The organism is Streptomyces sp. NBC_00083 (assembly GCF_026343295.1).
Classification (GTDB): Bacteria; Actinomycetota; Actinomycetes; order Streptomycetales; family Streptomycetaceae; genus Streptomyces.
The window spans coordinates 120097-142655 of sequence record NZ_JAPELY010000003.1 but is presented as its reverse complement, the minus strand read 5'-3'; the positions used below and the strand labels follow the sequence as shown (position 1 = coordinate 142655).

General features: G+C 70.6%; 21 protein-coding genes. 9 read left to right on the top strand and 12 right to left on the bottom strand.

The genetic code is table 11. The features are described from left to right. Positions 1-34 precede the first annotated feature (34 nt). Positions 35-1654 carry a malate synthase A gene (gene aceB / locus OOJ98_RS24510; RefSeq protein WP_267057176.1) on the top strand — a complete coding sequence of 540 codons (1620 nt, stop codon included), beginning with the start codon at positions 35-37 and terminating at the stop codon, positions 1652-1654. Between the two features lie 329 nt (positions 1655-1983). Beyond that, positions 1984-2400, top strand: coding sequence for a VOC family protein (locus tag OOJ98_RS24505; protein WP_267057175.1), 417 nt, complete (start codon positions 1984-1986; stop codon positions 2398-2400). 48 nt (positions 2401-2448) lie between these two features. Here the strand turns inward: OOJ98_RS24505 and OOJ98_RS24500 are convergent, their stop codons facing one another. Both OOJ98_RS24500 and OOJ98_RS24495 read right to left on the bottom strand, forming a co-directional pair. Next, complete coding sequence (locus OOJ98_RS24500) at positions 2449-4104, bottom strand: YfcC family protein (RefSeq protein ID WP_267057174.1); 1656 nt, start codon at positions 4102-4104, stop codon at positions 2449-2451. Between the two features lie 69 nt (positions 4105-4173). After that, positions 4174-5109 carry a fibronectin type III domain-containing protein gene (locus OOJ98_RS24495; RefSeq protein ID WP_267058222.1) on the bottom strand — a complete coding sequence of 312 codons (936 nt, stop codon included), beginning with the start codon at positions 5107-5109 and terminating at the stop codon, positions 4174-4176. 383 nt (positions 5110-5492) lie between these two features. On the opposite strand from OOJ98_RS24495, the gene OOJ98_RS24490 reads away from it, so the two are divergent. Continuing rightward, positions 5493-6098 (top strand): TIGR03086 family metal-binding protein, encoded by a 606-nt coding sequence (locus OOJ98_RS24490; RefSeq protein ID WP_267057173.1) that lies wholly within the window; start codon positions 5493-5495, stop codon positions 6096-6098. 29 nt (positions 6099-6127) lie between these two features. Here the strand turns inward: OOJ98_RS24490 and OOJ98_RS24485 are convergent, their stop codons facing one another. Next, on the bottom strand, positions 6128-6967 hold the full coding sequence (locus tag OOJ98_RS24485; protein WP_267057172.1) for a pentapeptide repeat-containing protein: 840 nt from the start codon (positions 6965-6967) through the stop codon (positions 6128-6130). A gap of 244 nt (positions 6968-7211) precedes the next feature. Between OOJ98_RS24485 and OOJ98_RS24480 the strand changes: the two genes are divergently transcribed. Further along, complete coding sequence (locus tag OOJ98_RS24480) at positions 7212-8078, top strand: chitosanase (protein ID WP_267057171.1); 867 nt, start codon at positions 7212-7214, stop codon at positions 8076-8078. A 190-nt stretch (positions 8079-8268) separates the two neighbouring features. Further along, the gene (locus tag OOJ98_RS24475) at positions 8269-8733 is read left to right on the top strand and encodes an excalibur calcium-binding domain-containing protein (protein WP_267057170.1); all 465 of its coding nucleotides are present in this window, start codon (positions 8269-8271) and stop codon (positions 8731-8733) included. A gap of 24 nt (positions 8734-8757) precedes the next feature. Here the strand turns inward: OOJ98_RS24475 and OOJ98_RS24470 are convergent, their stop codons facing one another. From OOJ98_RS24470 to OOJ98_RS24435, 8 genes are all read right to left on the bottom strand, one after another. Further along, a complete protein-coding gene (locus tag OOJ98_RS24470; RefSeq protein WP_267057169.1) occupies positions 8758-10170 on the bottom strand; it encodes a nucleobase:cation symporter-2 family protein in 1413 nt (470 codons plus the stop codon). 327 nt (positions 10171-10497) lie between these two features. Beyond that, positions 10498-11889 (bottom strand): 8-oxoguanine deaminase, encoded by a 1392-nt coding sequence (locus OOJ98_RS24465; protein WP_267057168.1) that lies wholly within the window; start codon positions 11887-11889, stop codon positions 10498-10500. A gap of 51 nt (positions 11890-11940) precedes the next feature. Beyond that, positions 11941-13341: a nucleobase:cation symporter-2 family protein gene (locus tag OOJ98_RS24460; RefSeq protein ID WP_267057167.1), complete on the bottom strand. Its 1401-nt coding sequence runs from the start codon at positions 13339-13341 to the stop codon at positions 11941-11943. Positions 13342-13409: 68 nt separating this feature from the next. After that, a complete protein-coding gene (pucL, locus tag OOJ98_RS24455; protein ID WP_267057166.1) occupies positions 13410-14333 on the bottom strand; it encodes a factor-independent urate hydroxylase in 924 nt (307 codons plus the stop codon). 5 nt (positions 14334-14338) lie between these two features. Further along, complete coding sequence (gene uraH, locus OOJ98_RS24450; protein ID WP_267057165.1) at positions 14339-14728, bottom strand: hydroxyisourate hydrolase; 390 nt, start codon at positions 14726-14728, stop codon at positions 14339-14341. Further along, positions 14728-15240, bottom strand: a complete 513-nt coding sequence (uraD, locus tag OOJ98_RS24445) for a 2-oxo-4-hydroxy-4-carboxy-5-ureidoimidazoline decarboxylase (RefSeq protein WP_267057164.1) — start codon at positions 15238-15240, stop codon at positions 14728-14730. Before uraD ends, uraH begins: the two co-directional genes overlap by 1 nt. A gap of 179 nt (positions 15241-15419) precedes the next feature. Next, positions 15420-15740: a helix-turn-helix domain-containing protein gene (locus OOJ98_RS24440; protein WP_267058221.1), complete on the bottom strand. Its 321-nt coding sequence runs from the start codon at positions 15738-15740 to the stop codon at positions 15420-15422. A 143-nt stretch (positions 15741-15883) separates the two neighbouring features. Next, positions 15884-16135, bottom strand: a complete 252-nt coding sequence (locus OOJ98_RS24435; protein WP_267057163.1) for a hypothetical protein — start codon at positions 16133-16135, stop codon at positions 15884-15886. Between the two features lie 124 nt (positions 16136-16259). Between OOJ98_RS24435 and OOJ98_RS24430 the strand changes: the two genes are divergently transcribed. The 4 genes from OOJ98_RS24430 (at position 16260) to OOJ98_RS24415 (ending at position 20965) form a co-directional block, all read left to right on the top strand. After that, complete coding sequence (locus OOJ98_RS24430; protein WP_267057162.1) at positions 16260-17093, top strand: TIM barrel protein; 834 nt, start codon at positions 16260-16262, stop codon at positions 17091-17093. A 62-nt stretch (positions 17094-17155) separates the two neighbouring features. Then, the gene (locus tag OOJ98_RS24425; protein ID WP_267057161.1) at positions 17156-18046 is read left to right on the top strand and encodes a 2-hydroxy-3-oxopropionate reductase; all 891 of its coding nucleotides are present in this window, start codon (positions 17156-17158) and stop codon (positions 18044-18046) included. Between the two features lie 205 nt (positions 18047-18251). Then, positions 18252-19709 (top strand): catalase, encoded by a 1458-nt coding sequence (locus tag OOJ98_RS24420; RefSeq protein WP_267057160.1) that lies wholly within the window; start codon positions 18252-18254, stop codon positions 19707-19709. Between the two features lie 566 nt (positions 19710-20275). Continuing rightward, positions 20276-20965 (top strand): HAD family hydrolase, encoded by a 690-nt coding sequence (locus tag OOJ98_RS24415; RefSeq protein ID WP_267057159.1) that lies wholly within the window; start codon positions 20276-20278, stop codon positions 20963-20965. Positions 20966-21044: 79 nt separating this feature from the next. Here OOJ98_RS24415 and OOJ98_RS24410 read toward each other — a convergent pair whose 3' ends face one another. Beyond that, positions 21045-22238, bottom strand: a complete 1194-nt coding sequence (locus OOJ98_RS24410) for an alpha/beta hydrolase (RefSeq protein ID WP_267057158.1) — start codon at positions 22236-22238, stop codon at positions 21045-21047. Positions 22239-22559: the final 321 nt, after the last annotated feature.

The window sequence follows — 22559 nt, the reverse complement described above, 5'->3', positions numbered from 1 at the left end:
CGTCAGGGCACCGCCCGCGAAGGAGTGACAGCTCATGTCCGCACCAGCGCCGTCCCCGCTGGCCATCGTCGATGCCGAGCCCCTGCCCCGGCAGGAAGAGGTACTCACCGACGCGGCCCTCGCCTTCGTGGCCGAGCTGCACCGGAACTTCACGGCCCGCCGTGACGAGCTCCTCACCCGCCGCCAGGACCGCCGCGCCGAGATCGCCCGCACCTCCACGCTGGACTTCCGTCCCGAGACCGCGGAGATCCGCGCCGGTGACTGGAAGGTCGCGCCGGCTCCGGCCGCGCTGAACGACCGCCGCGTGGAGATCACCGGTCCGACCGACCGCAAGATGACCATCAACGCCCTGAACTCGGGCGCCAAGGTCTGGCTCGCCGACTTCGAGGACGCTTCGGCCCCCACGTGGGAGAACGTCGTCCTTGGCCAGCTCAACCTCATCGACGCCTATGAGCGCCGCATCGACTTCACCGACGCCAAGTCGGGCAAGTCCTACGCCCTGAAGGACGCCGACCAGCTCGCGACCGTCGTCATGCGGCCGCGCGGCTGGCACCTGGAGGAGCGCCACCTCCAGTTCGACGGCCGCCCGGTCCCCGGCGCCCTCGTCGACTTCGGCCTGTACTTCTTCCACAACGCCCGGCGTCTGATCGACCTCGGCAAGGGCCCGTACTTCTACCTCCCGAAGACGGAGTCGTACCTGGAGGCCCGCCTCTGGAACGACATCTTCGTCTTCGCACAGGACTACGTGGGCATCCCGCAGGGCACCGTGCGCGCCACCGTCCTGATCGAGACGATCACGGCCGCGTACGAGATGGAAGAGATCCTCTTCGAGCTCAAGGACCACGCGGCCGGTCTCAACGCGGGCCGCTGGGACTACCTCTTCTCCATCGTGAAGAACTTCCGTGACGGCGGCGAGAAGTTCGTCCTGCCGGACCGCAACGCGGTCACGATGACGGCCCCGTTCATGCGGGCGTACACCGAACTCCTGGTGCGCACCTGCCACAAGCGCGGCGCGCACGCCATCGGCGGCATGGCCGCGTTCATCCCCTCGCGCCGTGACGCCGAGGTGAACAAGGTCGCCTTCGAGAAGGTCAAGGCCGACAAGGACCGCGAGGCGGGCGACGGCTTCGACGGCTCGTGGGTGGCCCACCCCGACCTGGTGCCGATCGCGATGGCCTCCTTCGACGCGGTGCTCGGCGACAAGCCGAACCAGAAGGACCGGCTGCGCGAGGACGTCTCGGTGGCGCCGGGCGACCTGATCGCCATCGACTCCCTCGACGCGAGGCCCACCTACCAGGGCCTGGTCAGCGCGGTCCAGGTCGGCACCCGCTACATCGAGGCGTGGCTGCGCGGCCTCGGCGCGGTCGCCATCTTCAACCTGATGGAGGACGCGGCCACCGCCGAGATCTCGCGCTCGCAGATCTGGCAGTGGATCAACGCCGGTGTCGTCTTCGAGGACGGCCAGAGGGCCACGGCCGACCTCGCCCGCAAGGTGGCGGCCGAGGAACTCGCCGCGATCCGCGCGGAGATCGGCGAGGAGGCCTTCGCGGCCGGCAAGTGGCAGCAGGCCCACGACCTCCTGCTCCAGGTCTCCCTCGACGCCGACTACGCGGACTTCCTGACCCTCCCCGCATACGAGCAACTGGTGGGCTGAGCCACCGAGTTGCCCCTCCCCCTCCCCCACCCCCGGTACCGCACAGCACCGGGGGCGGAGCCCGGGAGCCGTACACGACGTCGGCCTCCACGACCCGTTCCGGTCGTGGAGGCCGACGTCGTGCCGTCGGCGTTGCCGTGGCGGATGGGGAGACAGTAGGGTTGATCATGTGACTGCCGGGTCGGCCATGGGCCACACATCAGTGAGGCGCCCGGCCTTGGCGTGAGCGCGAGGCGGGCGAGAGCCCCGCCGTCCCTCCGTGTCCTTCATCCCGGCGCCCGTACGAGGCGCTCCCCAGCGGATCAAAGAACGCGGAGACACGTCCACCCATGTCACATCCCCAGCACCAGCCCGAACTGCCCTCTGCCATCCAGCTGAACCACACCGCCGTCTACGCCACGGACCGGCAGTTGTCGGCCCAGCTCATCGCCGCCGTCCTGGGGCTGGAGGTCGGCGCCCCCTTCGGGCCGTTCCTCCCCGTCGACCTGGGCAACGGCGTGACACTCGACTACTACGAGAAGCGCGACGAGCCGATCCAGTCACAGCACTACGCCTTCCTCGTGCCCGACGCGCGGTTCGACGCCATGATCACCCGCCTGGAAGCCGTCGGGGTCACTTACTACGCCGACCCCCACCACACCGAACCGGGCCGGATCAACCGTCTCTTCGGCGGTCGCGGCGCCTACTTCGCCGACCCGGACGGCCACAACATGGAGATCATGACTCGGCCGTACGCCCGGCCGTAGCAGGCCGCCCGGTCCCCCTCGCACGCGACGGGGTTCCGGCGGCGGCGTTCACGTGAAGGCGGCGCCCGCCGCCACGAACGCGCAGATGAGGACCAACAGGAGGGCGAGCAGCGGGGCCACGAAGCGGAGGTACTTGTTGTAGCCGACCTTCGCCAGGGCCACGCCGCCGATGGTGACGGCGGTGGTGGGAACCCACAGGTTCATCCACCCGCTCGCCGCCTGCCACGCGGTCACCACCACCGCGCGCGAGACGCCCGCGAAGTCGGAGAGCGGGGCCAGGATCGGCATCGCGAGGGTGGCGTGGCCCGACGTGGAGGGGATCAGGAAGGCCAGCGGCAGGTTGACCACGAAGACGATCACGGCGAACAGGGCGGACGGGGCACCCCGCACCACGCCCTCGATCGAGTGCAACACGGTGTCCGTGATCTGCGAGTTGTTCATGATGACCGTGACGCCGCGGGCGAGGACGATGACGAGCGCCGGGGAGATGAAGTCGGCCGCGCCCTGGATGATCGTCGCGCTCAGCCGCGCCTCGCCGAGCCGGGCCGCGACGCCCACCAGGACCGCCGCCACCAGGAACAGTGCCGCCAACTGCGGGAAGGACCAGCCCAGTTCCCAGCTGTAGGGGGTGGCGTCCGCCTTGCCCGTGAGGGCGCTCGCCCACGGCACCACCGAGAAGATCATGAAGGCGAAGACGAGCGTGAGGAGGGTCAGCACCAGTCGGTGGGTGCGGGTCAGTTCCGGGGGCCCGTCCGCGGCCCGGCCGGCCTCCGCCTCCGCGTGTTCGCGGTCCCCCGGCAGGAACCCGGTCAGGGACTTCGACGGGTCGCGCTGGACGCGCCGGGCGTAGCGGACCACGTACAGGATCGACACCGCCGTCAGGACCACCCACATCACGAAGCGCAGCACGATGCCGTCGCCGAGCGAGATCCCGGCGGCCGAGGAGGCGACGCCCGTGGCGAACGGGTTGACCGTCGAGCACAGCACGCCGATGCCCGCGCCCACGATGATCGTGCCGGTCGCGACCAGCCGGTCGTAGCCGAGCGCCAGCATCAGCGGCACGATCAGACCGTAGAAGCCCAGGGTCTCCTCGGCGAAGCCCTCGACGGTGCCGAGGACCGAGAACACCGTCATCACACCGGCGATCAGGAGCGTGCCGCGCGCCCGGAGCCGGTGGGCGAGGAGGCCGATGCCCCGGTCGAGCGCGCCCGTCGCGAACACCACCGTGATGAACGCGCCGATGGCGAGCACGAAGAGGAACACCCCTGCGCTGCCGTACAGTTCGCCGGCGAGCGACGGCCCGACCTGCCCGGTCCTGGCGTCCTGGATGCCGTAGAGGCCGTTGACCGGGGAGAGGAAGAGGTCGTCGAGGCGGTCGACGAAGCTCTGCCCGCTGTCGACCCGGTGGTACGTGCCCTCGACGGGCGCCCCGTGCGCGTCACGGTCGTACGCGCCCGACGGGATGACGAACGCCAGGATCCACACGGCCAGGGTGACGATCGCGAGGATCGTCAGCGCGCTGGGGAAGCGCAGCCCCGGACTCCTGGCCGGCTCCTGCTCCCCGGACGGCGGCTCGGACGGCGGCCCGGACGGCGGCACTTGGGACGGTGGTACGTGGTGCGGCCGTCCCGGCCCGTCGCTCGCAGGCTCGGGGCCTGGCCCGTGTGCGGCGGCCGTCGCCGGGTCGTCCTGGTCCGCGTCCATGGGCTCAAGGGATCACGCGCCGCCCGAGGGCGCATCCGCTGCTCACCCGATCGCCGCGCCGCCCCCGCGTCAGGGAACCACCACGGTCGGCTGGGCCGAGAAGTCGCCCCATGTGCCGTCCGGCAGCCTCGCCCGGAGCTTGACGCTGTGCCGGGTGCCCGGCGGGTCGGTGAGCGTGAAGGAGTACGAGCTGATGCCGTCCGACGCGACGCCGGGCACGATCGTGGTCGTCGCGTGGCCGTCGAGGAAGAGCTGGTACGCCCCGATCGCGCCGCCCGTGTGCGGCGGCGTCCAGTGCAGGGTGACGTCGGCGCCGCGGCCGGCCGGTGGGCGCGCGAGGGTGGCGCGCAGCCCGGTGGGGGCGGTGCTGGGGGGCGCGCCGGGCGCGGGGGCGGTGGCGATGTCGACGGCGTTGCTGTCCTGCGAGGCGTTGTCGGCGTTGTCCCGGGCCCGCACGGTGAAGGTGTAGACGGTGCCGGGCCGCAGCCCGGTCAGCCGCGCCGTCGTCTCGGCGCCGCCGACGCTGTGGATCCGTACCCCCTCCTGGTAGACGTCGTACGCCGTCACGCCCACGTCGTCCGATGCGCGGCCCCAGCTCAGGTCGGCCGCGCCGGTGCCGTCCGCGCGGCCGGTCAGACGGGCCGGGGCGGTGGGCGGGCGCTTGTCGTCGGGGGTCGCGGCCGGCGTGGTGACGGCGGCGGGGGCGCTCGGCGCCGAGAGGTTGCCCGCGGCGTCGGCGGCCCGCACGGTGAAGCGGTACGCGGTCGAGGCGGTGAGCCCGGAGACGTCGATCATGCTGAGGTCGGCCGGGACCCGCTTGACCGTGGCTGCGCCGCTCAGGATCTCGTACCCGGTGACGGCCTTGTTGTCGGTGGAGCGCTGCCACATGACGTGGACCGAGGTGGCGCTGCTCGCCTGCGCGGTGACGGCGCCCGGAACCGAGGGGCTCTGCCGGTCCCGGTCCCCCGCGCCGCAGCCGGCGAGCAGGAACGGCAGGGTCAGCATCAGGGCGACGATCGGGCCGGCGGCGGTGATCCGGTGGCTGGTGGCGCGGCGCATGTCGGCCTCCTCATGGCTCTCGGATCCCGGGGCTCGGGCAGAACAGGACTCGGGCAGGGCACGGGCCGGGCTCGCGGCGCGCGCAGCGAGCCCCCGGGCCGGGGTCGGGGAATCCCCGGCTCCGCGGAAAGGTCCAGACCTGTATGACACGTCGAGGGCACGCACGACAAGACCCCGGCCCGCACAACTCCCAGGGAACGCGCATGAGTTGGCGGTACTGCTACCTCACCGCAGCCCCGCGGCGGCCCGGCACGCACACGGTCCGGCCACCTCCGTCATCGCCGCGCGCAGCCCCGATGAGTTTCCGGCCCGGCCACGGTCTCCCGTACATGAGCGATGACACGAACACCCCCGCCCACCCCGACCTCGGCGCCGCGGCCGCCGAGCTGACCCGCCTGCTCGACGGCGTGCGCGACGATCAGCTGGCCGGACCGACGCCGTGTCCCGCGTACCCGGTGCGGGACCTGCTCGCGCACGTCCTCGGCCTGAGCCGGGCCTTCCAGGATGCCGCGCGCAAGGAGACGGGCCCGTCGACCGGGACCGCGCCGGGCACGGTGGCGCCGCCCGAGCTGCCCGACGACTGGCGCTCCGCCCTGCCGAAGCACCTCGCCGCCATGGCCGAGGCGTGGCGGGACCCGGCGGCCTGGGAGGGCGAGACCCAGATCGGCGGGCTGCGCCTGCCCGCCGCGGTCACGGGCCGCGTCGGCCTCGACGAACTGGTGGTGCACGGCTGGGACGTGGCGGTGTCCACCGGGCAGGCCTACCGCCCGGCCCCCGCCGACCTGGAGGTCTCCTACGCCTTCCTCGCTCCGTCGAAGGACGACCCGGCCGCCCGCGGCACCGCGTTCGGACCGGCCGTCGAGGTACCGGACGGGGCCCCCATGCTCGACCGGGTGATCGGCGTGAGCGGGCGCGACCCGGGCTGGGCCGGCTAGCCGCCCCGGTCGGAACGTCCCGGCCGCGGCTACCAGTGCGCGGGGCGCACCAGGGACGGCGGAAGCTTCGTCGTCCCGTCGCCCTTCGCCGCGTTCAGCTGGGCCTGGGTGAGGAAGAACGCCTCGGTCAGATCGGCGCCGGACAGCGACGCGTCGCGGAAGTCCGCGCCGATCAGGTCGGCGAGGCGCAGATCGGCGCCGCACAGATCGGCGGCGATCAGGAAGGCGCCCCGGAGGTTGGCGCCGCGCAGATCGGCGCCCCGGAGGCGGGCGCCCATGAGGTCGGCGCCGCGCCGGTCCTTCTTCTTGCCCTTGAACTCGGCCCTGACCAGCTCGCTCGCCTTCAGGAGCAGCTTGTTGACCCGGTCGCGGTGGGCGGCGACCTCCACCTCCATCAGCTCCCCGGGCGCCAGCAGGGTGTACGCCTCGGTCTCCTCCAGCGCCGTGCGCAGCTCGGCGTGGACGGGCCGCGCCTTCGGCAGGGCGAGCGCCTCGGTGATGTACCAGAGCAGCTCGTGGAGTTGGCGCATCACGGGGAAGACCTCGAACATCGAGGCGGCTGTCTCGGGGGCCGCGCGCCAGTCGCGCCCGCCGAACGTCCGCTGGGAGACCTTCTGGCCGGCGCCGAAGCAGTCGTAGACCGTGCAGCCCTGGTAGCCGCTCGTGCGCAGTTCCCGGTGGATTCCGCAGCGGAAGTCCCGCTGGAGGCTGGGGCACGGCTTCCCGGCCGGTTTGTCGTGCGCGAAGTCGGCCGAGGCCGCGTAGGCGAGGGCCACGCAGCACAGGCCGAAACAGTCGCCGCAGTCGGAGACGAGGGTGAGTCGGGTCGCGCCGGGGGCCGGGGCGACCGCCTCCTGGTTCTCGGACAACGTGCGGGGCTCCTCTGACGGGCAGGGCCGGGGGGCGGACGGGTACGGCAACCCCGCAGTCTAGCCGCGCGTCCGCCCGCCAACCGCGCCCCGGTCGTCCCACCGCATCGCCGCAGAGCACCGCACCCGCGCCTCCAGAACCCCCAACTTCCTTGTGCCGCAGGGGTGTACGTCCCCTCCAAGTCAATGGTAGGAAAGTTTCCTAACAGAACACCGGAACGACGAACTCCTTCTGGAGGTCCAGGTGCACACCCCCCACGGCAACACCACCGCACGTCGTACCAAGATCGCTCTACGCGCCCTGCTCGGCACCGCTCTGCTCGCGGTTCCGGTCACGGCGTACGCCGCCGAGAACCCGGCCGCCGCGCAGGCGGACAATGCGACGGTGATCAACGCCGCCGCGACCGGGCTCGACGACCCGGCGAAGAAGGACATAGCCATGCAGCTCGTCTCCAGCGCGGAGAACTCCTCGCTGGACTGGAAGGCGCAGTACAAGTACATCGAGGACATCAAGGACGGCCGGGGCTACACGGCCGGCATCATCGGATTCTGCTCCGGCACCGGCGACATGCTCGACCTGGTGAAGCTCTACACCGCGCGCAACCCCGGCAACGTGCTGGCGAAGTACCTGCCGGCCCTGGAGAAGGTCGACGGGACCGACTCGCACAAGGGGCTCGACCCCAACTTCACCAAGGACTGGAAGACCGCGGCCTCCGAGACGGCCTTCAAGGAGGCGCAGAACGACGAGCGGGACCGGGTCTACTTCGACCCGGCCGTCCACCAGGGCAAGGCCGACGGGGTCGGCACGCTGGGGCAGTTCATCTACTACGACGCCATCGTGATGCACGGTGACGGCAGCGACCCGACCAGCTTCAGCTCCATCCGCAAGCGGGCGCTCGCCAAGGCCAAGCCGCCGTCGCAGGGCGGCAACGAGACGACGTACCTCAACGCCTTCCTCGACGCCCGCGTCTGGGCGATGAAGCAGGAGGAGGCGCACAGCGACACCAGCCGCGTCGACACCGAGCAGCGGGTCTTCCTGAAGAAGGGCAACCTCGGTCTCGACACGCCGCTCGACTGGAAGGTCTACGGCGACCCGTACCACATCGGCTGATCTCCCCCACCGCGAACGGCGGGTACGGCAGGCTCGCGCCGCCGTACCCGCCGTTTTCGTCCGTTCCGCCCTCTACGGTGGCTGGATTCGGCCGAGTTGACCCATTCTCCTTTACGGAACCTTTGCGGCCCGTATTCTCTCGTTCACCAGATCATCACAACCATCCCGAACGCCCGAGAGAGCCCGCCGCATGCGCATATCAGAACCAGCCGTCCGCACTCTGCTCATCTCCGGCCTGCTCGGTGCGCTCGCCTTCACCACGACCGGCTGCCAGGACGAGACGCCGAAGACGAAGACTCCGGCCGCGTCGGCGTCGGCCGCAACGCCTTCGGCGTCCACGTCCCCGTCGCCGTCCCCGTCACCGTCGGCCAGCGAGAGTCCGTCGCCGAGCCCGACGCGGACGCGGAGCGCGACACCGGCCGCGCCGCCCGCCGCCACGAAGCCCCCGGCCGCCAAGACCGTGCCCAAGCCGAAGCCGAAGGGTCCGAGCCTGCCGCCCCCGATGAACGGCGGCGGCAACAAGGGCGGCGGCAGCAGCGCGTACTACAAGAACTGCACCGCGGCCCGCGCCGCCGGGGTCACTCCGCTCCATCGCGGCGACCCCGGCTACGACTCCCACTTGGACCGGGACGGCGACGGCATCGCCTGCGAGTAGCGCCCCGGGCCGGACGGCCGCCCGTCAGTGCAGGGCGGCCTCCGGCTCACCCATCGGCAGGACCTCGGGGTCCTCCGCCTCGGCCCGCCGCGAACCGAAGTGGTTGAAGGCCAGGTTGAGGACGATGGCCACCACGCAGCCGGTCGAGATGCCCGAGTCGAGGACGACCAGCATCTTGTCGGGGAAGGCGTGGTAGAAGTCCGGCTTGGCGATCGGGATGAGGCCGATGCCGACCGCGGCGGCCACGATGAGGGCGTTCTCGCCCTTTTCGAGGGCGGCCGTCGACAGGGTCTGGATGCCGCTCGCGGCGACCGAGCCGAACAGGACGATGCCGGCGCCGCCGAGCACCGGCAGCGGCACGAGGGAGATCACCGAGGCCGCGACGGGGCACAGCCCGATCACGACGAGGATCAGACCGCCGGTCGCGACGACGAACCGGCTGCGCACCTTGGTCATCGCGACGAGCCCGATGTTCTGGGCGAAGGCGCTGGCCATGAAGCCGTTGAACAGGGTGCTGAGCACCGAGCCGAGGGTGTCGGCGCGCAGGCCGGCCGCGATGGTGTTCTGGTCCGCGGGACGGTCGACGATCTTCCCGAGGGCCAGCATGTCGGCGGTGGACTCCGTCATGCAGACCAGCATCACGATGCACATCGAGATGATCGCGGCGACGTCGAACTGCGGGGCGCCGAAGTGGAACGGCGTGGGGAACCCGACGATGTCCGCGTTCTTGATGGCGTCCAGGCTCGTCTTGCCCATGGGGATCGCGATGAGTGACCCCGCCACCAGGCCGAGCAGGATGGCGATCTGCTGCATGAAGCCGCTCAGCAGCTTGCGCAGCGCCAGCACGATGACCAGCGTGATCGCGGCGAGCGCCAGGTTGGAGAGCGAACCGTAGTCGGCGGCCTTCTCATTGCCCCCGGAGGACCAGTTGAAGGCGACGGGCAGCAGCGAGACACCGATGAGGGTGATGACGGTGCCGGTGACGACCGGCGGGAAGAAGCGGACGAGCTTGCCGAAGTAGGGCGCGGCTATGAAGCCGAGCAGGCCGGCCACGATGACACCGCCGAGGATCACGGGCATCGCGTTGGCGCCCTGCTCCTTGCCGATGGCGATCATCGGGGTGACACCGGCGAACGAAACACCGTTCACGAAGGGCAGCTTGGCGCCGATCTTCCAGATGCCGAGGGTCTGGAGGAGCGTGGCGAGTCCCGCGGTGAACAGGCTCGCGGCGACCAGGAAAGCGGTCTCCTTGGTGTCGAGCCCCACGGCGGGGCCCACGATCATGGGCGGGGCCACCACACCCGCGTACATCGCGGCCACGTGCTGGAGGCCGCTGGTGAACATCTTCAGTGGGGGGAGCGTTTCGTCGACGGGATGCTTCTCGCCGGTCTCGGTGGAGCTTGCTGCGTTGTTGCGAAACCTGGGCTGTGCGGCCACGGCGGTTCCTCCGGTCGGTTTACACGTCGGCGGTGGACGCGACTGTCAGGGAGGTGGTGCGTTGAGCAACGGAAACAGGTGGTGCGGTGCGAACAGCGCGGCTCGGCTGTGGTGCGCGCCGGCTTGGCGGGGATCACGGTAGGGCGGTACAGCGAGTGACGGAACGTCAACTGCCGTTCCGTACCTGGGGGGATGGCGACGGGTTTCACCGTTCCGGAGGGTGCGTACGTCCTTGTAGTACGCACCCCCCGGCCCGGCTGCCGCGGACCCCGCTCGGGTCCGCGGCGACCGGTCGAGGGCCGTCCCCCTCGACCGGACTCCTTGGGGTCAGGCCTGCGCGGCGATCCGGGCGAGGCGCTGGGCCTCTTCACGGGTCGCCACCGCGATGGCGTCCTCGTCGACCGTGGTGAGGCGGCTGTTCTCGACGATCTGACGGCCATTCACGAAGGAGGCGGTGACCGGGGCCGCTGCGCCGAACACCAGCGCGGTGACCGGGTCGGCGATGGAGGCGTGGGCGATGGTGTCCAGCTTCCACAGCACGAGGTCGGCGAGCTTGCCGGCTTCGAGGGAGCCGATCTCGTCGGCCCGGCCGAGCACTTGGGCGCCGCCGTAGGTGCCGAGGCGCAGCGCCTGGCGGGCGTTGAGCGCACGCTCGCGGTGCTGGGCGTTGAGCCGGTTGATGAGCAGCGCGTTGCGCAGTTCGGTGTGGAGCTCGCCGGACTCGTTGGACGCGGTGCCGTCGACACCGAGGCCGACCGGGACGCCCGCCTTCAGCATGTCCGGGACGCGGGCGATGCCGGCGGCGAGGCGCGCGTTGGACGAGGGGCAGTGGGCGACGCCGGTGCCGGTGCGGGCGAAGGCGGCGATGTCGGAGTCGTTCATGTGGACGCAGTGCGCCATCCACACGTCGCTGCCGAGCCAGCCGGTCGACTCGAAGTAGTCGGTCGGGCCCATGCCGAACAGTTCCTTGCAGAACTGCTCCTCCTCCATGGTCTCCGAGCCGTGGGTGTGCAGCCGTACGCCCTTGGCACGGGCCAACTCCGCTCCCTGCTTCATGAGTTCGGTGGAGACCGAGAAGGGGGAGCAGGGCGCGACGGCGACCTGGGTCATCGAGCCGAAAGCGGCGTCGTGGAAGCGGTCGACGGTTTCGGCGGTCGCGGCGAGCGCTCCGTCGAGGGTCTCGACGGCGAAGTCCGGCGGCAGCCCGCCGTCCTTGACGCTGCGGTCCATCGAGCCGCGGGCCAGGGTGAAGCGGACGCCCATCTCGGCGGCGGCACCGATGATCGCGGCGGACAGGTCGCCGGAGTTCCGCGGGTAGACGTAGTGGTGGTCCATCGCGGTGGTGACACCGCCGCGGGCCATCATCGCGAGGGAGCCCTGGGCCGCGACGCGCCCCATCCGCTCGTCGATCCGTGCCCACGTGGGGTACAGCGCGACCAGCCAGTCGAAGAGGTTGTGGTCGGTGGCCATGCCCCGCGTGATCCACTGGTAGAAGTGGTGGTGGGTGTTGACCAGGCCGGGGGTGACCAGGTGGCCGGTGCCGTCGATGCGGCGGACCACGTCGGTCAGCCCCTCGGGGGCTTCGCCGGCGCCGACCGATTCGATGGTGTTGCCCGCGATGACCAGATGGCCGGTCGCATACTCGGTGTCGTTCGCGTCCACGGTTGCGATCGCACAGTTCTCGATGACGATGCGCTGAAGGGCTGCCGAAGGTGCCATGATGCTTCCTTCTTTGCTCAGTGGCGGTTGTGACTGGGGCACGGCAGGACCCTACGAGGATTTGAGTGCCGGAGCCGCGACGCGGCTCCGGGTGCCGAGATGGTGGAAGAAGAGGTTCAGCAGCACGGCGGTGAGCGCGCCGGCGCTGATGCCCGATCCGAGCACGGTCTGTGCCCAGGCGGGGAATCCGGCGTAGAAGGTGGGCGCGGCGAGCGGGATGATGCCCGCTCCGAGGGCCACGGCCACCAGGATGATGTTGGAGCTGTCGTCGAGCCCGGCCTCGGAGAGCGTGCGGATGCCGCTCACCGCGATGGAGCCGAACAGGACGATTCCGGCGCCGCCGAGCACGGGCATCGGGACCAGCGAGACGACCGCGCCGAGCACCGGGAAGGCGCCGAGCACCAGGAGGGCGCCGCCCGCGACGGCGACAACGTACCTGCTGCGTACGCGAGTCAGCGAGACCACGCCGACGTTCTGGGCGAACGCGCTGGTGGGGAAGCCGCCGAAGACGGGGCCGAGCAGCGTGGCGATGCCGTCGGTGCGCAGGCCCCGGGCGATGGTGCGCCCGTCGGTGCGGCGCTCGCAGATCTCGCCGATGGCGAGCATGCCGGCGCTGGACTCGGTCATCAGGACCAGCATCACGATGCACAGCGACAGCACGGCGGCGGGGTGGAATTCGGGGGCGCCGAAGGAGAAGGGCGTCGGCAGGGCGGCGACGGGCGCGGACCTCATCGCGGAGAAGTCGGCCATGCCGAACGGGATCGCCGCGAGCGTGCCGATCAACAGGCCCAGCAGCAGGGCGACTTGACGCAGGAAGCCACGGGCGAAGCGCTGGAAGAGCAGGATCACCACGAGCGTGAAGGCGGCGAGTGCCAGGTTCTTCATGGCGCCGAAGTCGGCGGCACTCCTGTCGCCGCCCTGGGCCCACGAGACGGGTACGGGCATGAGCGTGACGCCGATGAGCGTGATCACGACACCGGTCACCAGCGGCGGGAAGAAGCGCAGCAGCCGGCCGAAGAAGGGGCCGACCAGGAGACAGAAGACTCCTGCGACCATCACCGCGCCGTAGATGGCGGGGAGTTGATGGCCTTTGGCGCTGGTCTCGGCGATCGCGAGCATGGGTGCGATGCCGGCCGATGAGGCCGCGTTGACGAACGGGAGCCGGTTTCCGGCGAAGTTCGCGACGCCGAGGGTCTGCAGGACGGTGGCGAGACCCGCGATGAGCAGACTCGCGGCGATGAGCCGGGTCTGTCCCGCGGTGTCGAGGCCGACTGCCTGGCCGATGATGAGCGGAGGGGTGACAACGCCCGCGTACATGGCGGCGATGTGCTGGAGCGCGGCGGGGACGAGCCGCGAGGGAGGAAGCTTTTCATCCACCGGGTGCACGGCACCGTCGGGTGGGGTGGTACATGGGCCGTCGGCAGGTGCCGGCGCCATTGCGGGCTGTGCCATGAGAATCCCTCCGGTCCGAGCCGTCCCCCGCCCGACTGCGGGCGGGCGGGGGACGGCTCAGGGCCGCGTCAGAGGTTGGTCATGTCGACCGGGATCTGCGGCTCGACGCCGTCACGCAGGACGGTCGCCTCGATCAGACCGTACGGACGGTCCGCCGCGAAGTAGACCTCGTTGTCGTTCTTGAGCCCGAAGGGCTCGAGGTCCACCAGGAAGTGGTGCTTGTTCGGCAGCGAGAAACGCACTTCGTCGATCTCGGACCGGCTGTTGATGATGCGCGAACCCATCTGGTACAGGGTCTGCTGGAGCGAGAGGGAGTACGTCTCGGCGAAGGCCTGGAGCATGTGCTTGCGCACCTGCTCGTAGGACTTCTCCCAGTTGGGCATCTTCTGCTCGTCGTCGGTCCAGTTGAAGCGCCAGCGCGCCGAGACCTGGGTCGCCAGGATCCGGTCGTAGGCCTCCTGGAGCGTCGTGTACTTGTCCTTGACGTAGCCCCAGAACTCGGAGTTCGTCGAGTTCATCACGACCAGGTCCTTGAGGCCCGAGATGACCTCCCACTTCTCACCGTCGTAGGTGATCTGGGTGACCCGGGTCTCCTGGCCCTTGCGGACGAAGGAGTGCTTGACGTCGTCGGAGCCGATGAACTTCGAGTTGGCCTCGGAGGTCTCGATGCGCTCCCAGGAGTACTCCTCGATGCGGATCCGCGCGATCTTGATCGGCTCCTGCGAGGTCACGAAGTGCCGCGCGAGGTGGATGCCGAACTGCTCGGCGGACTCGATGCCGTGCTCCTTGGCGAACGCGTACACCGTGTTCTTGGTGGTGTCGGTCGGCAGGCAGTTGGCGTTCGAGCCGTTGTAGTGCACGTCCTCCATGTCGCCGGAGAGGGCGACGGAGACGTTCAGGTCCTTGATGTGGTGCGTGTCGCCGTCCCGCGTGATCTTGACGACGCGGTTCTCTGCTTTGCCGTACTGGTTCTGGCCGAGAATCGTGGGCATGTCTGCTAGCTCCCTCGGTAAACGGAGTAGCCGAACGGGTTGAGCAGCAGCGGTACGTGATAGTGCTCGCCCGGGGTGACGGCGAAAGTGATCGCCACCTCCGGGAAGAACGCACCGCTGTCCCTTACGCGGGGGGCGTCCTGCTGCGCCTCGGCTTGCTTCTTGGAGAAGTACGTCTCGACCTCGAAATCGAGACGTACGTGGGTGGTGCCTTCCGGCAGCGCCGGCAGGTCCTTGCAACGCCCGTCCGCGTCGGTCGCGGATCCGCCGAGCGCGGTCCACTCGGCGTCGTGGCCCGAGCGGGCCGCGAGCGAGATGGCGACGCCCTCGGCGGGGCGTCCGACGCTGGTGTCCAGGATGTGCGTGGACACCGAGGCGGTGGTGGCGGTGCTCATCAGTCCTTGTCCTCTTCTACGAGACGGGTCAGCCGGATTCGGTTGATCTTCCCGAGTTCGGTGCGCACGATCTCGCGCTCCTCGTCCGGAGTGTTGCCGATCCGGGTCTTCACCGCGTCGCGCATCTGCTCGCCGGTGGCGCCGGTCGCGCAGATCAGGAAGACATGGCCGAACTTCTCCTGGTAGGCCAGGTTCAGTTCGAGCAGCTCGGCCTTGAGGGCCTCGGAGGCCCCGGCCATGCCGCGCTGTTCACGTGCGGAAGTGGGGTCACCGGGCTTCGGCCGGCCGATCGGCGCGTGCCCGGCCATCGCCTCTTCCAGATCCTTCACGGTCAGCTCGGCCAAAGCGGCGTCACTGGCGGTGAAGAGGTCCTGCGCGGTGGCGTACGGGCGCTGGGCGAGCACCTTGCTGCCCCACGCCGAACTGGCGCACACCTCGTGGAGCGCGGCGAGAGCCGCACTGTCCTGTGAGGTGTTGAACCGGGCGAGGCCCGGTGTCGAAGTCGTAGTCACGGCGGCCTCCGTGGCCTTGGTGCTGAACGGGCTGCGGATAGCTAACGCCCTCCGAAACATCCCGTCAACACTTTGTTGAAAACTTGGGGTGACAAAAACCGCCGCCCGGCATCCGGACGGCGGTTCGTTGCGCATTTCGTTGCGCGGGGGGTGCCCGGACGGGCACCGAGCGTGCTCATTCAGTCGTCCTTGGCGGTGTTTTCCCTGTTCAGATAGTTGTAGACCGTGAAGCGGCTGACGCCGAGCGCCGACGCGACCGTCTCCACGCCGTGTCGCACCGAGAAGGCGCCGCGGGCCTCCAGGGTCCGCACGGCGGACTGCTTGGCCCTGCGGTCGAGCGCCGAGAGCGGCATGCCGTGCCGGCGCTCCATCGCGGCCAGGATGTGGTCCAGGGAGTCCGAGAGCTGCGGCAGGCGCACCGCCACCACGTCCTCGCCCTCCCAGGCGAGCACCACGTCGTCGGGGCGGGCCAGGGCCGGGGGCAGCACCTCGGCGCCCATGGCGTCGACGAGCGGCTTGACCGCCTGGAGCAGCGGGTGGTCCGCGGGCTCGGCGGTGTGCGCCGGGGGCTGGACCGCGGGCGCCTGGGGCTGGGACGCGGGGGGCCGGGCCGCGGGCGCCGGGGGCTGATCCACCGATTCGGTCACTGCTCGCCCTCCCCGATGACATTGACCTGCAACGAGACGCGGGTGGCTCCGGCCGCCAGGGCCTTGCGCAGCAGCGCGTCCACCGCGGTCAGCACCTCGTCGGCGCCACCTTCGGCGGTGTTGCCGAAGGGGCCCACGTCCACCGCGTCGAGCCGCGCCGCCTGGACGACATCGCGGGCGACCACCGCATGCGGCGGCGCCTCGTCGAGATCGAAGGGCTCGGTCGTGAACTCCACTCTCAATCGCACGCGCTCAACCTACTGCGCGGTGGACGAAATCAGGGAGGCCCCCTTGACAAGCTCGCCGGTCCCACTGCAACCTTCCATCAAGCAGAAAACAACTTCCGCAATACGGAAGGAGCGCACACCCCTCATGGGATACACGGACCAGCGCTTCGATGTGAACCTTTCGATCCTCTTCACGGAACTCCCGCTCGTGGAGCGTCCCGCGGCTGCCGCCGCGGCGGGCTTCACGGCGGTCGAGCTGTGGTGGCCCTGGATCGAGACACCCACCCCCGACCAGGCCGAGCTCGACGCCCTGAAAAAGGCGCTCGACGACGCCGGCACCCAGCTGGTGGGCCTCAACTTCTACGCCGGCGCCCTCCCGGGCCCGGACCGCGGCGCGCTGTCGGTTCCCGGCGAGGAGTCGGACCGCTTCCGCGCCAACATCGAGGTGGCGGCCGACTTCGCCGCCTCGGTCGGCTGCAAGGCGCTCAACGCGCTCTACGGCAACCGCGTCGAGGGCGCCGACCCTCAGGTGCAGGACAGCCTCGCCCTGGAGAACCTCGTCCTGGCGGCCCGCGCGGCCGACCGGGTGGGGGCCATTCTCCTCGTCGAGACCCTCAACAAGCCGGAGTCCCCGCTCTACCCCCTGGTGAGCGCCCCCTCCGCCATCGAGGTCATCGACAAGGTGAACGCGGCGACGGGCCTTGGCAACGCCAAGTTCCTCCTCGACATCTACCACCTCTCGATGAACGGCGAGAACGTCGCCGAGGTCATCGAGGCGTACGCCGACAAGACCGGCCACGTGCAGATCGCCGACAACCCGGGCCGTGGCGCACCGGGCACCGGCTCGCTGCCGCTGGAGGAGCTGCTCGACCAGCTCAAGAAGGCCGGCTACGACGGCTGGGTGGGCCTGGAGTACAAGGCCGCCGACGCCGCAGCCTCCTTCGAGTGGCTCCCCGCCGAGGCCCGCGCGGCCCGGTGAGGCCGCCCCTTCGGGGCCTCAACTTCTCGACGTACCAAAGTTTTCAGGAAGGCAGCACCCTCATGAGCAACCTCCCCAAGATCGCATGGGTCGGCCTCGGAATCATGGGCTCCCCCATGTCCGAGAACCTGATCAAGGCCGGCTACTCGGTCACCGGCTTCACCCTGGAGCAGGACAAGCTGGACCGCCTCGCGGCCGCCGGCGGCACCGCCGCCCCCTCGATCGCCGAGGCGGTCAAGGACGCGGACGTGATCATCACGATGGTCCCGGCCTCCCCCCAGGTGGAAGCCATCGCGTACGGTGAGGCCGGCATCCTGGCCAACGCCAAGAAGGGCGCGCTGATCGTCGACATGTCGTCGATCACCCCGCAGACCTCGGTCGACCTGGCCAAGAAGGCCGCGGAGCAGGGCATCCGCGTCCTGGACGCGCCCGTCTCCGGCGGCGAGGCCGGCGCCATCGAGGCCGTGCTGTCGATCATGGTCGGTGGCGAGCAGGCCGACTTCGACGCGGCGCTGCCCATCCTCGAAGCCCTCGGCAAGACCATTGTCCTGTGCGGTCCGCACGGCTCGGGTCAGACGGTCAAGGCCGCCAACCAGCTCATCGTCGCGGTCAACATCCAGGCGTGCGCCGAGGCCGTCGTCTTCCTCGAGAAGTCCGGCGTGAACCTCGAAGCCGCCCTGGACGTCCTCAACGGCGGTCTGGCCGGCTCGACCGTGCTGACCCGCAAGAAGGACAACTTCCTGAAGCGGGACTTCAAGCCCGGCTTCCGGATCGACCTGCACCACAAGGACATGGGCATCGTCACCGACGCCGCCCGCAACGTGGGTGCGGCCCTGCCGGTCGGCGCGGTCGTGGCCCAGCTGGTCGCCTCGCTGCGCGCCCAGGGCGACGGTGGCCTCGACCACTCCGCACTGCTCCGCGCGGTCGAGCGCCTCTCCGGCTCGCAGGTCTGATCCCGCGTGCCCCTCGCCCCCTCGGGGGCCCTTGATTTCCGGGCGGCGGCGGCGCTGACACCTGTCCTGTCGCGCCCAGGCGCCGCCGCCGTCCGGAAGCTCACAACTCCATTTTCAACAAACTGTTGACGTTCCGTTCCGGGCCTCTTTACGCTCCAGGAACCGCCGAACAGTCAGCGGTGCAGCTCCAGTACGGAAGGTCACGATGTCGAAGCGCGTGCTTACGACCGAGTCCGGCGCCCCCGTCGCCGACAACCAGAACTCCGCCACCGCCGGCGTCGGTGGCCCCATCCTGCTTCAGGACCAGCAGCTCCTGGAGAAGCTCGCGCGCTTCAACCGTGAGCGCATCCCGGAGCGCGTGGTGCACGCCCGTGGCTCCGGCGCGTACGGCTACTTCGAGGTGACCGACGACGTCACCGGCTTCACGAAGGCCAACTTCCTCGGCGAGGTGGGCAAGCGGACCGAGACGTTCATCCGCTTCTCCACCGTGGCCGACTCGCTCGGCGGCGCGGACGCGGTGCGCGACCCCCGCGGCTTCGCGCTGAAGTTCTACACCGAAGAGGGCAACTACGACCTCGTCGGCAACAACACCCCGGTGTTCTTCATCAAGGACCCGATCAAGTTCCCCGACTTCATCCACTCCCAGAAGCGCGACCCCTTCACGGGCAAGCAGGAGCCGGACAACGTCTGGGACTTCTGGGCGCACGCCCCCGAGGCGACCCACCAGATCACCTGGCTCATGGGCGACCGCGGCATCCCGGCCTCGTACCGCCACATGAACGGCTACGGCTCCCACACCTACCAGTGGACCAACGCCCAGGGTGAGGCCTTCTTCGTCAAGTACCACTTCAAGACGAACCAGGGTGTCCGCTCGCTCTCCGCCGAGCAGGCCGCCGAGACGGTCGGCAAGGACGCCAACAGCCACCAGACGGACCTGCTGCAGGCCATCGAGCGCGGCGTGAACCCGTCCTGGACGCTGTACGTGCAGATCATGCCGGTCGCCGAAGCCGCGGACTACCGCTTCAACCCGTTCGACCTCACCAAGGTGTGGCCGCACAGCGACTACCCGCTGCAGCGCGTGGGCCGTCTGGTCCTCGACCGCAACCCCGACAACGTCTTCGCCGAGGTCGAGCAGGCCGCCTTCTCCCCGAACAACTTCGTTCCGGGCATCGGCCCCTCGCCCGACAAGATGCTCCAGGGCCGCCTGTTCGCCTACGCGGACGCGCACCGCTACCGCCTGGGCGTCAACCACACCCAGCTCCCGGTCAACGCCCCGAAGGCGACCGAGGCGGACAACTACGGCCGTGACGGCCTGATGGCGACCCGCTACGGCCGGCGCACGGACAAGAACTACGAGCCCAACTCGTACTCGGGTCCCGCGCAGACCGACGCCGCCCTGTCGGCCCCGCTCGCCATCCACGGCTGGACGGGTACGCACGAGGCGCCGCTGCACAACAAGGACGACGACTTCTTCCAGGCGGGCGAGCTCTACCGTCTGATGTCCGACGACGAGAAGTCCCGCCTGGTGGCGAACATCGCCGGTGGCCTCTCGCAGGTCTCCCGCGACGACGTCGTCGAGAAGAACCTGGCCCACTTCCACGCCGCCGACGCCGACTACGGCAAGCGCGTCGAGGAGGCCGTCCGCGCCCTGCGCGAGGACTAGCAGCCGGTTCGACCCGTAGACCGTGCAAGGGAATTGACGGGAGGTCAAATTCCTTGCACCGTCCGATCCGCCGACCCGGATGAGGGGTGGTCGGCGGATATGGACAACCTGAGGATCGCGGCGGTTCGGCGATGCCAGTGCGGTGGTGAAGGTGTGTGCGCCCCCCTTCTTGACCTGAAGGAAGGGACCAGGCGCCCCCACCAATCGCCGCCGCCGCGATCCCGGCTTTCTCCTCCCCCAAGAACCCCGTCCGGCGGCGCGAACGTCCTGTCGCGCCAGCCTCGCTCCGCCGGACGGCAACAACTCCCCAGCCAGGGCGCCGGGTTCGGTTTACGGTCCCGAACCGGGCGCCCGATGATCAAGGCCTCACCTGCTTGCCAGGTGGGGCCTTGATCGTTGTACGGGTGCACCGGCAGGCTCTGCCGGCGGCAGGTCGTCGCCGGCCCATGATGCGGTCGGACGATTGTTCGGGCCGAGGGCCCGCGTCCCGGGCGAGGACGCGCCGGGCGGCCGTGAAGTGGCGTCGTCGCCGGTGGATGCGCAGGGGTGCGCCTAGGATCGCCTCGATGATTGAGACGATCGTGCTCGATACGGGCGAAACACTGGTACGCGACGACCGCTACTGGGCTTCCTGGGCCGATTGGATCGGCGTGCCCAGGCACACCCTCTCCGTCCTGGTCGGGGCGGTCGTCACGCAAGGCCGCGACCCGGCGGACGCCCTGCGCATACTCAAGCCCGGCATGGACGTGCGCGAGGCGCATCTGGCCCGGGAGGCGTCGGGGCGTGGCGAGTACCTCGACGAGACCGACCTGTACGACGACGTGCGCCCCGCTCTCGGCGCACTGCGCAAACTCGGCGTGCGCGTCGTGATCGCCGGCAACCAGTCGACCCGGGCCGGCGAGCTGCTGCGCGGTCTCGACCTGCCGGCCGACCTGGTCGTCACGTCCGAGGAGTGGGGCGTCGCCAAGCCCCAACCGGCCTTCTTCGAGCGGGTGTTGGAGGTATCCGAGGCCGGCCCGCACGAGACCGTGTACGTGGGCTCCCATCCCGCCAACGACGTGTTCCCCGCCAAGGCGGCCGGGCTGCGCGTCGCCCATCTGCGGCGCGGTCCGTGGGGGCACTGGTGGGCCGAGGACCCGGAGGTCGTCGCCGCGGCGGACTGGCGGGTCGACTCCCTCACCCAGCTGGCGGCCCTCGTGGCCGACGAGGCATCGGGGTCGTCCGCCCGTGCGGAGCTGTACAGCGTCCCCGACTGACCGGCGCTCGGGGCCTTGCCCGCGGGCGAGCGGGAGCAAGGCCCTGAGCACGGGCCCTTTCAGCGGGTGACTCGGGGCGTCACGGGTTGTTGAACCTCACCTCGGGGTTGGCGGCAGTGGGCCCCGCAAGGACCGGCCGGGCCCGGCCCAGCAGCTCCTGGTCGAAGAAGGCCGCGACGTACGTCCGCACGACGGAAACGGCTCGCCCCGCGGGCAGCGACGTCTGCGGGAGGCCGAAGTGGGCCGCGAGGACGGGCTCGTCCGAGAACGTCATGTGCTCGGCTCCCGCCACGGTCAGCCAGCGCTTCCAGCCGTCGAGGGTGGGCCACATCGCGTCCCACGTCCGGTCCTCGCCCCCGGGGCGGTGCGTCGCGTCGTCGGTGCCCAGCATCATGAAGGGCCGGCCGCCGAGCCCTCCGGGCGGCAGCACGTCCCAGAACGCGCCGTCCATGTTCACCCCGGCACCGATCCGTGCGTCCCGCACCATCGCGGCGACGGCCGCGGCGCCGCCGATCGAGTGGCCCGCCATGCCGATCCGGCTCGGGTCGATCGAGCGGGCATGGCGCCACGCCGGGTGCGTGCCGGTCAGCCGGTCCAGGAGGAACGACACGTCCGCGGCGCGCGCCTCGGTGACCCGGCTTCCCGGGGCGCCGTTCTCCATCGCCGTGCACGCGACACAGGTCAGCAGCCGGCCGCCGGGGAAGCTCGTGCCGACCGACTCGTAGGCGTGGTCCAGGGACGCGACGACGTACCCCTTGCTCGCGAGTTCTTCGGCGAGGGTGGTGAGGGAGTAGCGCGGGGCGCCGAAGCCGGGCGACAGCACGATCAGCGGATGGCGGCCCCGCGCGGGGCGCACACCGGCGCGCGCGTGTGTCGTGGTGGCCTCGACGTCGCCCAGCCGTGCCGGGTCCACGCCGAGCTGGCGCAGCAGGACCGGGGCCTCGGCCGCCGTGGTGTAGGCGGCGGCACGCCCCGCGCCGGGGCGCTCCGCCGGGTAGGTGAGGGTGACCATCAGTTCGCGGTCCTGGCTCGGCACCCAGGGGTCGCGACGGGAGTGGTCGACGAGGTGCAGGGTGTCGCTGCCGAGCGCGTACGGGCCGGTAGGACGCGGGAGCTCGATCGCGGCGGGGGCGACGGGCGCGGAGGCGGAGGGCCCGGAGGCGGGCGCGGCCCGACGGACGTCCGCGGCGGTCGCGGTGGACGCGATGGCGAGTGGGGTGGCCAGGGCTAAGGAGAGGGCGACGGCTGTGGCCGCCCGGGAGAAGGTGCGCATGATCCACACGCTAGGCGGGCCGTGCGACCGCACGCGTCCGCCTCGGGTATCGCTCCCGGAGCGCCGGAATCAGCCTCGGGTCGAGTGAGGGCCGCGCCCGGATGCGACTGCGGTCGCACGGGATTTCCCCTCGGGGATGACGACACGGCGCGGTCTGTCCGGTCCCGGGACAGCGGGCCGCGGGCAAGGGGCCGCGGCCCGGGGGCGGAGCACAGGGGGCGGAGCACAGGGGGCCGAGCACGGGAGGCCGAGCACGGGAGGCCGAGGACAGCGGGCTGGACCGGGGAGCCGCAGGCAGGGGCCGCGGACCCGGGAGCCTCG

Excerpts from the sequence above, each read along its gene's own strand:
- aceB (WP_267057176.1), top strand. The coding sequence starts at position 35 with ATGTCCGCACCAGCGCCGTCCCCGCTGGCCATCGTCGATGCCGAGCCC.
- OOJ98_RS24505 (WP_267057175.1), top strand. The coding sequence starts at position 1,984 with ATGTCACATCCCCAGCACCAGCCCGAACTGCCCTCTGCCATCCAGCTG.
- OOJ98_RS24500 (WP_267057174.1), bottom strand. The coding sequence starts at position 4,104 with ATGGACGCGGACCAGGACGACCCGGCGACGGCCGCCGCACACGGGCCA.
- OOJ98_RS24495 (WP_267058222.1), bottom strand. The coding sequence starts at position 5,109 with ATGCTGACCCTGCCGTTCCTGCTCGCCGGCTGCGGCGCGGGGGACCGG.
- OOJ98_RS24490 (WP_267057173.1), top strand. The coding sequence starts at position 5,493 with ATGAGCGATGACACGAACACCCCCGCCCACCCCGACCTCGGCGCCGCG.
- OOJ98_RS24475 (WP_267057170.1), top strand. The coding sequence starts at position 8,269 with ATGCGCATATCAGAACCAGCCGTCCGCACTCTGCTCATCTCCGGCCTG.
- OOJ98_RS24465 (WP_267057168.1), bottom strand. The coding sequence starts at position 11,889 with ATGGCACCTTCGGCAGCCCTTCAGCGCATCGTCATCGAGAACTGTGCG.
- OOJ98_RS24460 (WP_267057167.1), bottom strand. The coding sequence starts at position 13,341 with ATGGCACAGCCCGCAATGGCGCCGGCACCTGCCGACGGCCCATGTACC.
- pucL (WP_267057166.1), bottom strand. The coding sequence starts at position 14,333 with ATGCCCACGATTCTCGGCCAGAACCAGTACGGCAAAGCAGAGAACCGC.
- uraH (WP_267057165.1), bottom strand. The coding sequence starts at position 14,728 with ATGAGCACCGCCACCACCGCCTCGGTGTCCACGCACATCCTGGACACC.
- OOJ98_RS24440 (WP_267058221.1), bottom strand. The coding sequence starts at position 15,740 with ATGGGCGCCGAGGTGCTGCCCCCGGCCCTGGCCCGCCCCGACGACGTG.
- OOJ98_RS24430 (WP_267057162.1), top strand. The coding sequence starts at position 16,260 with ATGGGATACACGGACCAGCGCTTCGATGTGAACCTTTCGATCCTCTTC.
- OOJ98_RS24425 (WP_267057161.1), top strand. The coding sequence starts at position 17,156 with ATGAGCAACCTCCCCAAGATCGCATGGGTCGGCCTCGGAATCATGGGC.
- OOJ98_RS24420 (WP_267057160.1), top strand. The coding sequence starts at position 18,252 with ATGTCGAAGCGCGTGCTTACGACCGAGTCCGGCGCCCCCGTCGCCGAC.
- OOJ98_RS24415 (WP_267057159.1), top strand. The coding sequence starts at position 20,276 with ATGATTGAGACGATCGTGCTCGATACGGGCGAAACACTGGTACGCGAC.
- OOJ98_RS24410 (WP_267057158.1), bottom strand. The coding sequence starts at position 22,238 with ATGCGCACCTTCTCCCGGGCGGCCACAGCCGTCGCCCTCTCCTTAGCC.